Raw genomic sequence first — 14,860 nt, forward strand, 5'->3', positions numbered from 1 at the left:
AATGAGCACTTTTAATCCAACACTGCAGCAGCAGGCCGCGATTGACTGTGAAGATAGCATTGTCATTACAGCTTGCCCTGGTAGCGGAAAAACCACCGTGATGAAGGAAAAAATTCGAGGGATTACACCGAATCTATCTAGTCATAAAGGTGTAATTGCTATTACTTTTACGAAAAAAGCGAGTGAGGAGCTTAAGAAGCGCTGCAAAGAGAATGCTCACGACACAAAACTTAGCTTTTTCGGCACAATAGATAGCTTTTGCTTGAAAGAATTGATACTGCCATTTTTAGGTCGAATATGGGATGACAAACCGTCTGATTGTAAGATAGTTAAAAAACTAGACTCTCATCAGCAACTTTACCTATCCGGAGGATACAATTCACCGACTTGTGATGAACTTAGTTCTGATGCTGGTTTTAAAGCATTATACGATGCAGGTATATTGTGGATGAGTAGTTTTGCTGCATTGTCATTATTAATTCTTAACAACTCGGTTACCGCACGGCGCTATATAAGAGCACGTTACTCGCATGTTTTTATCGATGAATACCAAGACTCGTCTCAAGCTCAGCATGAACTATTCATAAAAATAAAAGAGCTTGGATTAATCGCAACGGCAGTTGGAGACATTGACCAGTCGATATATCAATTCAGGGGAAGTCAGCCAGAATTCTTACTAGCCTTAACCCAAGACAAAGCTAACTTTCAGCACTTTGAACTCGACTTAAACCATAGGTGCCACCCATCAATTGTTAATTATGCTTCCCGTGTTCTTGATTCTGAATACAAATTGATAGCTCATGAAGATGATATTTATGTGTTTCGGCGTCTTATTAATGGAAGCTTAAAAAATGCTGCAGAACATGTTTCACCATGGATAGACGATTGGTTAGAAAAAAGCACAATTAAAAATGCATCTGATGTAGCTATCCTAGCTAAGAAGGAAATATCGTTAAGAGAATTTGCAACTGGTTTAAACCATAATCACCGACTATATACTGACAGCCCCCTTAATGACATAGGAACTGAATGTGCTGACGTTTATTCAGATTTGCTATTATATAAGTACGGAGCTATTCCAACCGCTCAGGACGTAATAGAAAAGTATTTCTTTCAACTGCCAGCGAGAAATATGGCAAACATACGAAGACAGTTAAAGGGTATCCGAGCAGAAGCTATATTAGAGGCTTTCATTGAGAAGAGTAACGACTTACTTGAATTAATCGGGTTTGATGAATTTGAAGAAGAAAATGATGCTGTGAGACTTATCTGGAGCAAAGATACATGGGTTAAGTTGTTCAAGCCAATAGCTAAAGATGAAGTTCAGTTAATGACACTTCATAAATCTAAAGGCCTAGAATTCAAAATAATATTGCATTTAGATATGGAGGAGTGGTCTTTTCCACATAGAATTCCGGGTGTTAACTGGGATGACATTAACTACCCAAGCCTAGCCGAAGATACTAATCTGCATTATGTTGGGGTTACGAGGGCTGAGTTATGCTGCATTTTAATTCGTACATCGTTACGCAGAAACGCGCAAGGAAACTACGGAAACTCAAGGCCATCTTATTTTCTAGGTTTACCTCAACTTGAAGGGTTATACCGATGAATCACTTAGAAAGATTGAAAAAAGTAAATAGCTTATTGTTAGCAATCTAAATTACGTGTAATAAGTCAAAGCACTCTACCACTACAGGACACCGTGAACGGTGCCGGTGTTTGAAGCGTTACCAATGTCTGCAGTTGGCGAAGGCTGCCGCGAGCGCATTGATGTTGCTCTTTACACTTTTTGGTAATGATTCAAAGTAAATGTTTGGTTGAATCATTCCTGCCCCATGTCTTGTTTCGCATGACTGAAGCTTTCGTATATATTTGCCTGTTGACTTAATTTTAGTAATGCTGAAAAGTATCTTTCGGTGCAAAAGAACAAACTTTGAATTCGTGCTATTTTAATTACTTGTTTACAAAGGTAATTATTGGTGAAATTATCAGGGTATGTACCATACTCCGTTTCGGTGTGTTATGTACCACCAAAATGGTGTTCAATAAGCTGCTAGCTACTAAGTTAGTCAGAGTTTCATGTACAAGGACATGTGATGAAAATTAAAATTACTCAGTTGCAACTTGAACTCAATATTTCAGTAACAGAATGTTCTACCAAGCCCTTTGAAATAGGGATGGGAGATACTTCATGGCGCTTAACAGAAGAAAGCAAGATTGTATTAAAAAGCAATAAGAGTTTTTCTATCAGTTTTAATGCAATAGATAAAACAATCACTTTAAGTGAAATTACATTGAATTTAGCTCTAACAGATTTAGAAACGTATTTGATATGTACCTGTATAGCCGCTTGTGATACTTACTTCGATGATCTATCTGAAATTGATACTGAATATTCTTCAACAGTAGAAGTTAATGAAGAAATAATACGATTACATGCTATGTACTTAGAAGAAATGGAAGGTAATGACTTTAACGCGCTTTATACCTTAATGACGGATGAAGATAAATATCTAGATATGGCATAAAAAATAACTATACGAATTTAAAGCGGGACTGCTAACAGTTTGCTCGGTTTCACTTTATTTTTGCAAGCAATTATAAGTCCCTTAAACAGCCTGTTTTGTGGTCTCAATATGCATTATCTAATGCTTTAAAAACAACGCTTAGAGTTAATTATAGAAACTCTTTTTTAATTAGGTTTGGCTGTTGGAGTTATTATTCAGTCTCGTTAGGCATCAAAAGGATTCGAATGCGTACAAGTATTTTTAAAAAAGTATTTATCCGATCAAATAAGTCTATTGGCTTAATTAAATGGATAAAGTTAACTTTGCTAGAAAGCTATCTTGGCGAGCAGCTTTTAGAAATGTTATTAGCTTTTTCTTCATACACAGAAGGTACTGATTTAGATGCTTTTTTACCTGCGGGGTCCAATGGGTACAAAACTGAAAATTTAGATGACTTTATTGCTGCAACTTATATTAATTCAAAATTACGTAATCAAATTGTTGATCTGCTTAAAATAAAGTATCTTGAGCATTATGGTGTCCTAAGCACAGAACCAAATAATGATAATGGTAACCCTGAATATAAACTAAATTCAGAAAAACTATATCTACTTACTGAGTTAAAATTATCATACAACACTATTTGGATCACATTGAATTTAATCACAGACGTGTTGGTATATATTTTATCTGGCGATCTAGCTACAGCTCTTGCTACCGGTGCAATAATTGAGTTCGTTCGGCGATTCAAGTTTTAATGCCTAATAAATCAGTTAAAGCTAGACTGTGAAAAGTTACCTAGGACTCACTTCGCACTTTAGCGAACAATTATCGCGCTATTGTGCGTTACCAATGTCCGCCCATGGCACTCTCCAGTCACTCGACAACATAAGATATTGATAATAAGCGACAAGGTATTTTACTGTGTCGGATGGCGCTTCGCTTATCCGACTTACACTGGCACAAACCGGAAATCACCCATCCATAAATTCCGTATTTATACATTAAGGTTTTTAAAGCCTTAATGTAATTAACTTTCAACCATTCAACTAAACCTAATTTTACTCACATTTTAAGTGAGCTCTAATTAATAAATCTCAATCTGAGTGCCACATTTTGCTTAAAAATCAAACTATTCTCAAGCTGCCGCGAATTCTCAACTTAAGTGGCGCTGGCCAAAAAAATTTCAAAAAATACATATATTTTCAAATAACAATTGATAACCATTTTCGTTTAGATTAGTATGCACCTACTAAATGAAATTGAGAGTGGTTTGTATTCATGTATATTTGTCTATGTCACGGTGTGACCGATAAAAAAATTGAGCAAACAATTGACGATGGTGCAACGACCATGCGTGAATTAACTAAAGAGCTTAAAGTAGGCAGCCAATGTGGTAAGTGTTGTGGTTGTACTAAAAAGATCCTTAATCGCAGACTTATTCAAATTGCTGATGTAACGGATCAAGTTGCTTAATTACATATAAAAATTTAGATATAAAAAAAGCAGCTTTTTAGCTGCTTTTTTTATGCTTGTTACTATTTACAGTTGAGATTGTAAGTAGTTTTTAATACCCGTATTTTTAATAAGTAATTGCTGGGTTTCTAACCAGTCAATTTGCTCTTCTTGCTCATTTAAAATGTGATCAAGTGCTTCACGGGTAATGTAATCTTTTTTGCTTTCAGCCAGTTTTACTGCGCTTTGCAACTCGGTAATAGTATCAAGTTCAAAACTCATGTTAGCTGCAATCATTTCTTCGCTGTTTTCACCAATACGTAATCGACCTAAGTCTTGAAGATTTGGTAAGCCTTCTAAAAACAAAATACGTTCGATTAAACGATCGGCGTTTTTCATCTTTTGAATTGATACTTTGTAATCTGCTTTGTCTAGTTGAGTGAAACCAAAATCTTTAAACATGCGTGCATGTAAAAAGTATTGGTTAATACCAACAAGCTCATTAGCGAGTACTTTATTAAGCGCTGCAATAACGTCTTTATCGCCTTTCATAATATGCTCCTACTAAGCCATTTGTGCTTGATGATAGTTTTCAGAACCAATCTTATTAATTAAGCCAAGTTGCTGCTCTAACCAGTAAACATGGTCTTCTTCGGTATCAAATAACAGTTTTTCTAAAATGCTACGAGATTGATAATCTTGTTGTTCTTCACATATTGCGATTACATCTTTAACACACGCAACTACTTCAAGCTCTAGTGTTAAATCGTTTTGCATCATGCTTTTTACATCGTTACCGATAAGTAAATCACGGCGCTTAGTCATATTTGGTACACCTTCTAAAAACAAGATGCGCTTAATAAGCCAGTCTGCGTGATCTTTTTCTTCTTCCATTTCATGGTTAAGGCGCTCGTATAGCTTGTTTAAACCCCAGTCGTCATACATGCGCGAGTGTATAAAATACTGATCGATTGCTGCTAATTCGTTAGCTAACAATGTATTAAACGCATCGATTACTTTTTGATTACCTTTCATGATAAATCGCCTTAACTATTTCAATTGTATGCAGTGTAGTACAAATAACCTATATTGCAAGTTTTCTCTATAAAAATCATTGCGTTACTATTGGTTTTGATTCTTATTTAAGTTTGCGTTACTGCTTGGCTTATGGACAGTTTTTTATTTGCATTAGCATCTAATACAAGATCATGATTGCTATGGCGTATTGAACTTTGGTGGTTGAATTTGCAGCAGTGTGTTTGGTTTTTAGGCAAGGCAGTGCCTATGTAGTGTGGTTATTCCCCATAAATAGGCGATAACGCAGCATAAAGACCAAACATGCGCTGCCCAAAGGGTTCTTTCTAGGGACGATTAACTTTTTGTTGCTCGGTTTTTACTTATTCTTACATGGATGTAAGCCAGTAGAATAACGCAGGAGCAGTTATCGAGCCCACTAGGTTACAAACCTCGCGCCGCAATTTAATCGCCCCTAGATTGAACAAATCTCAATCCACAAAGATCAACACGCCCTAAATAAAAATTGAGACGTTTATTTATGCGGGATTTGTTGAGCATATAGGCATGCAGGGCATGCCTATTACGCGTGCTTATTTGTTAAAATTGATATTTAGCACCCAGCGTTGCCGTTGTGCCTAATCCTTTAATATTGTATCCACCGTAGGTGTATGCCTGTGCGCGGGCAGGGTAGTAATCACTATTGAATAGGTTTTCTATTCCAAAATACCCACTCCATTGAGCGTTAACATTGTATTGGCCACTTAAGTTGAATGTGTTGTAGCTACTAACAGGGCCCTGATCGCCAGAGTATTGGCCTTGCGCATTTTTATCAAAGCGCTTTCTGTCGCCTACATATAAAAAGCTCATTGCAAGCGATAGCTCGTCATTTGTTTGCCACGTTACATTCGCTGTTGCTTTAGGTGGGCTAATTTGACTTGCGCCTAGATAGTCATCGGCCTCGGTATTTTTACCTTCTACGTAACTGTATGTGGCGCTTAACTTAAGGTCTTGGGTAATAGTGTAATTAACTAACCCTTCGTAACCCCATATTTCTTGTGGCGCACGCACAGGTTCGTAAACTCCTGTTACTTCATTATACTCATTACTTGTACCAAGCTCTGAGGTACTTCTGTAAAGAGCAAATTCAAAACGTACGTTTTCAAACTGTGAGGTAAAACCAACTTCGTAATTGTCGATTATTGAGGCTTGTGTTTGAATAAGTGCAATGTCGTCAACGGTTGCAGCGCGAAGTAGGCGACCAATATCAGAAATATCAGAGCCCTGTGAGTAACTAAAAAACGGGCTAAAGGCATCTGTTAAGTTATATTTAATACCGGCGTTATAGGTTGTTGCATCGTAATTAATGGTGTCGCCACGCACATTTAATGGTACTGAACATTGCGATACGGTTTTGCAAAGTTTTAGCGTTTGGTAGTCACTTACGCTCAAATCAATGCTTTCGTTTCTTACACCCGCTTTTACAATAATGTCGTCGTTTATTACCCATTTGGTTTGTAAAAAGCCTGCCACACTTTCCATGTCCATTTCTGGCACCCACACACGACCATCTACTAAAGGTTGCGATGTTTTATCGTTTAAGGCATCAATACCGTAGATTAGGGTGGCTGTTACGTTTTCAAAATCAAACTGGCTATTAAATGTAGCTCTGGCACCTTGCTTGTCTGATTTAATAACCGATTGACCACCGGTATAACCTTCATCAAGATTGGCTAAAGCGGTTGAGAAAAAGAATACGTTTTCTATATTTTGTTTATACAGATCGAGGGTCATTTGTGTGTTTTCAAACAACGCGTAATCAACATATTTTAGGGTTATATTTTCGTTGCCTTCTGGGCCTTGCGGCTTACCTTGTTTTTGAAGCTCTAAGGGGACGTGTATAGCGTATGTTTTTTCCCCTATATTGCCATCGCCTGTAACATCGCCTAAATCAGTTTTTTGCTGTGAGCTGTAAAAGTTATAGCTAAACTGCAGTTGCTTTTCGTCGTCAAAATCATAAGTTAGTTTGGTAAAATAGTTTTGAGTTTCAGAGTCTGATAAACCATATTGCAAGCCTAAAATATCGCCCTCTGCATCGCGTTGTACGCCGTTTTCTTCATAGCTTGCCGTTAACAGGTAGCTTAGTTTATCGAGCTTTCCGTTTACTGCGGCCGCTATTCTACCGCCGCCACTTTCTGCTAATTTAACAGCGCTAAAGCGGCTTGAAATACTTATTTCACCTTCAGGTTTTCCATCACTGCGAGCCTGTTTTGTTATGTAGTTAATAATGCCACCTGAGGCACCATTACCATAAATAGACGTTGCGCCTTTTATGACTTCAATGCGCGCTATGGCACTAGCATCAAGCGTTTTTACGCCTAAAGAACCATTACGAAGAGGGGTTGATTGCGGTACACCATCAATCATTATTAAAGGCGCACGGCCGCGTAGTGTTTGTCCTGAATTACTTGAACTACCAGTATCTGGGGCAAGGCCAGGAACCATTTGCGCGAGTAAACTTCCCAGCTCTGAGCTTACTTTTAAATGCTGTTGTATTTGTTGCTGATTAATAACGGTAATCGAGGCAGGTACTTCGTCAATGTTCTCTGATATGCGGCTGCCAGATACAATGACATGTTCTAACTGATCAGAAGTGTATTCATTTTTATTATTTTCATTTGCTAACGTGTTAGTACTTATTGCAACAGCAATAAGGCAAAGCGAAGTTTTTAACATGGGGTGTCTTAGTTGATAATAATTGTCGTAATGGTAATTATTATCAGCTAATGACACAAGTGTTAATGAGATTTATTTCCATTTATGGCGTTTTAACCAAAAATATACACCGCTTACAATAAAAAATGCGAGTGAAAGGGCTATTAATAACCATAAAAACTGCACTATAGGACCTGCAAAATCACCAATGTGAAACTTATACTTAAAGTTCCATGCTTGTGTTGTGAAGTTGGTTTTACTGGCGTCAAATGAGTTTAATACTTTACCAGTAAATGGGTTAGTCCAAACCCAGCTGTAAGCGTGGCTTTCGCCAGGGTTTTGCATTCTCAGTGCAATTGCTTCGTCATCTTTTTTAGGTAAGTAAATTCTATATACTTTGCCATCCGGAAATACGTTCTCTGCATTTTTAATTGCTTGATTGTAGTTTAACGCAGCTTGAGAAGGGGCTATTATTTTTGGCGCGTCAGGTCTTTGTTCTACTTTATTAAACGTCACAAATTCTAATACAGATTGAGTTTGTGTTTTCCAGTTAAATGCCATGCCAGTAAAGGCAATAAGCATAAGCGGTATAAAAAAGTAAACACCAAGCACCGTATGTAATTGATACATGAGCACTCTAAATTTGGCTTTTGGTTTTATAGCTAAACGTTTAACTCTGTTTTTGGGCTTTACCCATAAATAAAAGCCGAGTAATACATTTATTAAAAGTAGCAATGCACATACCGACATCCAATTTCGAAAGGTTTTTTCACCCTTACTGTTTTCAAACAACAGCCAGCGATGCAATCCCATCGCAAACCCATAAATCGTATCTGTTGATTCATAGACGTTTAGTACATCCCCTGAGTAGGGGTTAACGCTGGCGTAGTGTTTATTGGCTAACCTAAATTGCCATGCGGCGTTTGGCGTTTGTTCGGGCATAAAAAAAGTGATTTTTTGCTTAGTTTGAGCTCGTACATTTTGTATAAGTTCATCGTAAGGCATTAAATTTTCTTGTGGTGTTACTTGCCATTTTGCGGGTTCTATTAAGTGCTGTATATCTTTTGCATAAATCATAACAGCACCGGTTAAGCTCACTATTAATAAAAATAGTCCGCTAATAAGGGCAAGGCCTAAATGAATTCTACGTAACCAAAGTTTCAAAAACGGTATCTCATTATGAGTTAATGGGAATATTGTAAATGATAATACGAGCTGTTTTCAATTAAATAGTTATGTATTTGGTTTAGCTTGTTATTAAGAGCATTAAATTGGGCTTTAATTTGCGATTGGTCGGATTTCTATTATGCAATTTTCGATATTAAAATTGTCGTGTAAAAAGCTTTTTATTGTTGGCAAATTAATTAAGTGCTGAGTGCTAATAACAAGCTCACAATAATTTTCTTTATCATCTAGTTGCCAAAGCTTAATGCTAACTACCGACTCGATATTAAATTCATTACTAATAGCATGTGATATTGCGTGTGTATCAATGTTATTAGGCGCTGCTTGCATTAAAATTTTGCAGCTTTGCTTTAATAGTAAAATGCCATGATAAATTACATAGATAGAAATAAGCACAGTGGCAATTAAATCAACAATATACCATTGGTATAAAATAATTAAGGTGCCTGCAATAATAACAACAATAGATGCCATTGCATCTGATACGTTATGAATAAAGGCCGCTTTTATATTTATACTGTGATTTGCTCCAGCTCGGTAGGTTAAATACGCTGTTGCTAAATCAATTACCAACGCTATTGCTGCCACCCACACAACTATCCAGCCATTAATTGGTTGAGGGTTTAAATAGCTCGAAATGGCTTCAAAAATTAAATACACGCCAATTAATATTAATGTACTGCTATTAAAAAGTGTGGCAAGTATTTCAGCGCGTTTATAGCCAAAATGATGAGTGCCGTCAGCAGGTTTATTACCTACTTTACGTGCAATCAAGGCTATAAATATAGCGGCAGCATCACTTAAATTATGAAGGGCATCGGCTATAAGTGACAAACTGCCCGAAAATATCCCGCCAATAACTTGGGCTACGGTTAGCAATACATTAATAACCACAGCGACGGTGAGCTGTTTATTGCTTTGGTTTTCGTCTACATGACTATGTGAGTGATCGTGCGCCATAATGCCCTCAAACGCATTGATTGAATACTGCTTATATCACGAGGGGTTTAAAACAGCTACAGAAGTTGTAGCGTAAGCAAGCGTAATTATAAGTTAGTAATAAAAGCGTATTTTTTAAAAAATGTGAATTTAAGATTGTAACGCTAAATACCCAGTTTTTAAGGAGTTTACCTCTCAAAACTTGCGTCTTTATATATTTAGTGCATTAATGTAAGTAATATTAAATGATTATAAGTTGCTGGATATTAAGCATGGACAAAGGTTTAAACTTTGGTGAATTAACAGGTAAAGGACAGTCTGTACGAAGTAAGTTAATTATAACCTTTATAATTATAGCCTTAGGGCCACTTTGTATACTTACGTGGTTTAGTCTTGAACATGTAAATAGCACGCTTAAACAAAATGCAGACACTGAACTTAACGAGCTTAATAATATAGGGAAGCAATTTGCTGATATTTGGTTTGCAGACCATGTTAAAGATTTATATTTGCTTAGGGCACAATTTGATATCAGTCCCAATAAAAAACAAAAATTAATTAATCAGTTTATTGAGCAGTATGACTTTGTTAATCATGTAGAGCTTATTGATGTAAACCTCGTTAACTCATCGTCTTCATCTCCCTTTTTTAATGTTATTAAAGAGCAGCGCTTTAATAACATACGTTCTGGCATTATAAATACAGGCAAAATCCAATTCCAGTCAATGACTGCTTCAGGGCGTGAGTACCACATTATTGGCTTACCGATATTAAATGATGAAAATAAGTTACAAGCAATATTGCTTGCAGATATAAATTTAAATGGCTTATTAAATAATCTAAGTAAAATACACGCTGCTAATAAAGACATAACATTTTATGTTATGCACAATAATAAAATTCAAAAAAGAAATAATTCAGGCGATACCCAACCATCATTTTTCTCTCAAAACGGCTCACCAATACAACGTGTTTTTTCTTATAGTAATAAAAATAAAGTCACTTTATATGGGTATATTAATTCATTAGAATTTTTAAATGAGTCTGGCTGGCAGTTACTTGTATCAAAACCAAAAGAAGTCGCGCTACAAGGCGCTGATTATTATAAGCAGCTTGCTGTATTAACAAATGCGGGCGCCTTACTGCTTATATTAACGTTGTCGTGGTGGTTTGGTCGCCGGCTTTCTCAGCCTTTAATTAACTTAGCTAAAATTGTTGAAAATATTACAAAAGGCGATTTGGTTAAAGTGCCAATAATAAACGATAGTATAGAGTTTAATCAGCTTTCATTGGGCTTACGTAAGTTAGTAGCCGTAAAAGCAGAGCAACAAAGTATATTACAAAAACAACGTTCGGCACTTCAAATTGCATTAAAACAATTAGCTGAACAAAAAAGTGCATTAGATGAACATGCCATTGTTGCGGTAACTGACTTACATGGCACTATCACTTTTGTAAATAAGAAATTTTGTGAGATTAGTGGTTTCGATGAACATGAATTAATAGGGGAAAACCATCGCCTTTTAAATTCAGGTAAACACGAAAAAGAATTCTTTAAAAGTATGTATAAAACGCTTAAACGTGGCGATATATGGAACGGGCAAATATGTAATAAAGCTAAGGATGGTGGTTTTTATTGGGTAGATACGACTATTGTGCCGTTTTTAGATGAAAACGGTAAACCACAAAACTATATTGCTATTCGTACTGACATTTCAGCACTTAAGTTACAAGAGCTAGAGCTTGAACAGCATAAAACGCAGCTACAACTAGTGATTGACTCAACAGCCGTTGGTATTTGGGATTGGTATATCGATACTAATAAAGTGACATTTAATAATCGCTGGGCCGAGATTATAGGTTATAAACTCAATGAGATTGAACCATGCACTATAGATACCTGGTATAGCTATGCTCACCCTGAAGACTTGGTAATATCAAATAAAAAACTTCAAGAGCACTTTGCAGGCGAGACTGACTATTATGTTAGTGAAGCTCGCATGAAACATAAAGATGGGCATTGGATTTGGGTACTTGATACAGCAAAAGTTGTCGAGTGGAACACCGATGGCTCCCCAAAACGCATGATAGGTACGCATTTAGACATATCTGATCAAAAATCTACACAGCATGAACTACAAGGAAGCCGAGACAGATTTGCATCTTTGGTATCAAATATACCCGGCATTATTTATCGATGTAAGTTTGATGATAAGTTAAGCATGCTTTATATGAGCGAACAAGCGAGTGAAATAACAGGCTATTCGCCTGATGAGTTGATACATAACGAAGCCCTCTGTTTTTTTGATTTAATCTGCGAAGACGATTCTAAAAAAATAAAAGCTGAAATTTTACGCTGTGTTAGCGCTAAGCTGCCATGGTCTGTTGAATATAGAATTACAGCCCGCGATGGCTCTTTGCATTGGGTAAACGAAAAGGGCCAAGCGATTTACGCAGATGATGGCAACATATTGTATTTAGATGGATTTATTTTAGATATTACGGATCGTTACAATACACAGTTAGAAATAAGTCGTCAGCAAAATTTGCTCGAATCAATGAGTAAGCAAGGGCAGATTGGCGCATGGGAAATTGACTTAGAAGCGCATACGCTTTATTGGTCTGATGAAGTTAAAGTTATTCATGAGGTACCAGATGGGTATGAGCCTAGCATAGATACCGCAATTAATTTTTATAAACCTGGGATACACCGAGATACTATAAGCACCTTGTTTGAATGCGCTTTGACTTTAGGTGAAAGCTGGAGTGTAGAGCTTATTATTTTGACCTATTCGGGACAAGAACGTTGGGTTAAATCGATGGGCCAAGCAGAGCTTAGAGATGGAAAATGCGTACGTGTTTTTGGCTCGTTTCAAAGTATTGATGCGCATAAACGCCTTGAACTTGAAAGCGAAAAAACAAACAGGTATAACAAAAACTTAGCCGCACTCACTGTTGCTCCTGAAGTGCAAAATAGTGATGTAGAACAAGTTAAAAAGCTAGCCGTTAAATCTATGTGTGAAGTGCTAAATATTGCACGTGCTTCGGTATGGATTTTTAACGATCAACGTGATGTGATGGCGTGTCATAGTTTATATATAGATGGGCAAGGGTTTGTAGATACAAATGCGATTTTAACTGCTAAAGACTACCCTGAATATTATAGCGCCATTTATAAGCAAAACTTAGTAGCTATTGATGATGTTTATACGCACCCAGCAACTGTTGATTTTATAGAAGCGTATGCAAAACCATTAAATATTAAATCGATGCTTGATGCAGTGATAGCAACAGGTGATGGTAATTTAGGTATTTTGTGTGCTGAAACGGTAGGCGAGCATCGCAATTGGACACAAAGCGAAGAAACGTATCTTCGATCATTAGCTACTTTAGTGGGAAGCACTTTGGTTTCTCAGCAACGTAAAGTAATCAGTGAAGAGTTAAAAGTAGCCCTTATAAAAGCTGAAGATGCAGCTATTGCTAAGAGCCAATTTTTAGCCACTATGAGCCATGAAATAAGAACGCCAATGAATGGCGTACTCGGTATGCTTGAGCTTGTTCAATTAGAGTCACTCCCTAAACCAATAGAAACAAAAGTAGGTATTGCCAAAACAAGTGCACATTCTTTATTAGCCGTGATCAACGATATTTTAGACTTCTCTAAAGCCGAAGCCGGTAAGATAGAACTTGAAGAAATTAACTTTAATGGACGTGATTTAATTGGCGAAGTTGCTGCTGCACAAGCATTGACGGCTCAAGAAAAAGGTATAGAAATAATTTTAGATTTGGTAGCGCTAGAACCTTCGCAGTTATGCGGAGATCCTGGGCGCATTCGGCAAGTACTTACTAATTTGCTGAGTAACGCCGTTAAGTTTACGAGTAAGGGCGAGGTTGTTGTAAGCGCCAAAATTAATAAAGTGGCTCAAGGTTTAGAATTTGTTGCAAGTATAAAAGATTCAGGCATAGGAATAAGTGAAGAAAAGCAACAGCAGTTATTTACCCCTTTCTCTCAGGTGGATGCATCAACAACGCGTGAATACGGAGGCAGTGGCTTAGGGCTGGCCATTTGTAAGCAGCTTTGTGAGTTAATGGGGGGGGCAATTTCTCTTACAAGTGAAGCAGGTAAAGGGAGTACCTTTACCGCCACTATAATGCTAACTCCGGGAGATCAAAAAGAGCGTTATATCCCTAATATTAATATGGAAGAGCTAACAGTTTTAGTTGTTGACGATAACGAGACAAATCGAATTGTAATTTCACAACAGCTTGAACATTGGGGCGCTAAGGTTGCACTTGCATGTGATGCGCATCAAGCACTTGATATGTGCGCGCAGCAATATAAAGATAAAAGTTGCATGTACGATATTGCAGTGCTTGATATGCAAATGCCAGGAATGGATGGCATAGAGCTGTGTAAAGCACTAAAAGCACATGAACATTATAAATCAATGCCACTTGTAATGATGACTAGTATTGCAGGTATGGAAGGCGCGCAGCGTTATTCTGATGCTGGCTTTCAGGCATATTTTCCTAAACCAGTAACCACTGCCGATTTAATTTCTGCACTGTCGGTTATAACGAGTAATGATGCAGGCGAGACACTACCACTTGTTACGTCAGGCTATATTTCGTCACTTAAAAAAGAAAAGGTGCAGGAATCTTCCCAAATATTACTGGTAGAAGATAATCCTATTAATCAACAGGTAGCTAGATTAATGCTCAAGAAGCTTAATTGTGACGTTACCATTGCTGAGAATGGCCAATTAGCGATTGATATATTAAAAGCCCATGATTCAGGATACTTTAAGCTCGTACTTATGGATTGCCAAATGCCTGTTATGGATGGTTTTGCTGCAACCGTTGCTATTCGTAAAGGCGTGGCGGGCATACAGCATAAAAACATTAAAATAATCGCTATCACCGCAAATGCAATGAACTCAGATAAAGAGCGTTGTATAACCGCTGGAATGGATGACTACTTGAGTAAACCTATTCAATTAGATATTTTAAAAGATAAATTAGAGCAGTATATTTAAGGTAAA

10 protein-coding genes are annotated in these 14,860 nt (G+C 37.1%); 5 read left to right on the forward strand and 5 right to left on the reverse strand.

Translation table 11 applies throughout. The features are described 5' to 3' along the window. The first annotated feature begins 1 nt into the window (after position 1). The 4 genes from I6F40_RS12335 to I6F40_RS12350 all read left to right on the forward strand — a co-directional run bounded on the left by I6F40_RS12335 (position 2) and on the right by I6F40_RS12350 (position 3,986). On the forward strand, positions 2 to 1,612 hold the full coding sequence (locus I6F40_RS12335) for a UvrD-helicase domain-containing protein (RefSeq protein WP_197192999.1): 1,611 nt from the start codon (positions 2 to 4) through the stop codon (positions 1,610 to 1,612). A 487-nt stretch (positions 1,613 to 2,099) separates the two neighbouring features. Then, a complete protein-coding gene (locus I6F40_RS12340) occupies positions 2,100 to 2,531 on the forward strand; it encodes a hypothetical protein (protein ID WP_197193000.1) in 432 nt (143 codons plus the stop codon). Between the two features lie 224 nt (positions 2,532 to 2,755). Beyond that, positions 2,756 to 3,268, forward strand: coding sequence for a hypothetical protein (locus tag I6F40_RS12345; protein ID WP_197193001.1), 513 nt, complete (start codon positions 2,756 to 2,758; stop codon positions 3,266 to 3,268). Positions 3,269 to 3,791: 523 nt separating this feature from the next. Next, positions 3,792 to 3,986, forward strand: coding sequence for a (2Fe-2S)-binding protein (locus I6F40_RS12350; protein ID WP_002960627.1), 195 nt, complete (start codon positions 3,792 to 3,794; stop codon positions 3,984 to 3,986). Between the two features lie 66 nt (positions 3,987 to 4,052). Here I6F40_RS12350 and bfr (I6F40_RS12355) read toward each other — a convergent pair whose 3' ends face one another. The 5 genes from bfr (I6F40_RS12355) to I6F40_RS12375 form a co-directional block, all read right to left on the reverse strand. Continuing rightward, a complete protein-coding gene (gene bfr / locus I6F40_RS12355) occupies positions 4,053 to 4,517 on the reverse strand; it encodes a bacterioferritin (RefSeq protein ID WP_197180135.1) in 465 nt (154 codons plus the stop codon). Between the two features lie 12 nt (positions 4,518 to 4,529). Beyond that, the gene (gene bfr, locus I6F40_RS12360) at positions 4,530 to 5,000 is read right to left on the reverse strand and encodes a bacterioferritin (protein WP_197193002.1); all 471 of its coding nucleotides are present in this window, start codon (positions 4,998 to 5,000) and stop codon (positions 4,530 to 4,532) included. A gap of 579 nt (positions 5,001 to 5,579) precedes the next feature. Then, complete coding sequence (locus I6F40_RS12365) at positions 5,580 to 7,715, reverse strand: TonB-dependent receptor (protein WP_166377115.1); 2,136 nt, start codon at positions 7,713 to 7,715, stop codon at positions 5,580 to 5,582. A gap of 72 nt (positions 7,716 to 7,787) precedes the next feature. Then, the gene (locus tag I6F40_RS12370; RefSeq protein WP_166377116.1) at positions 7,788 to 8,858 is read right to left on the reverse strand and encodes a PepSY-associated TM helix domain-containing protein; all 1,071 of its coding nucleotides are present in this window, start codon (positions 8,856 to 8,858) and stop codon (positions 7,788 to 7,790) included. A gap of 114 nt (positions 8,859 to 8,972) precedes the next feature. Then, entirely contained in the window at positions 8,973 to 9,839 is an 867-nt protein-coding gene (locus I6F40_RS12375; protein ID WP_166377117.1) for a cation diffusion facilitator family transporter, read from the reverse strand. A 251-nt stretch (positions 9,840 to 10,090) separates the two neighbouring features. Here I6F40_RS12375 and I6F40_RS12380 point away from each other — a divergent pair, with 251 nt between their 5' ends. Beyond that, positions 10,091 to 14,854 carry a PAS domain-containing protein gene (locus I6F40_RS12380; RefSeq protein WP_166377118.1) on the forward strand — a complete coding sequence of 1,588 codons (4,764 nt, stop codon included), beginning with the start codon at positions 10,091 to 10,093 and terminating at the stop codon, positions 14,852 to 14,854. The last annotated feature ends 6 nt before the right edge of the window (positions 14,855 to 14,860 follow it).

Source organism: Pseudoalteromonas sp. SWXJ133 (assembly GCF_015864365.1).
Classification (GTDB): Bacteria; Pseudomonadota; Gammaproteobacteria; order Enterobacterales; family Alteromonadaceae; genus Pseudoalteromonas; species Pseudoalteromonas arctica.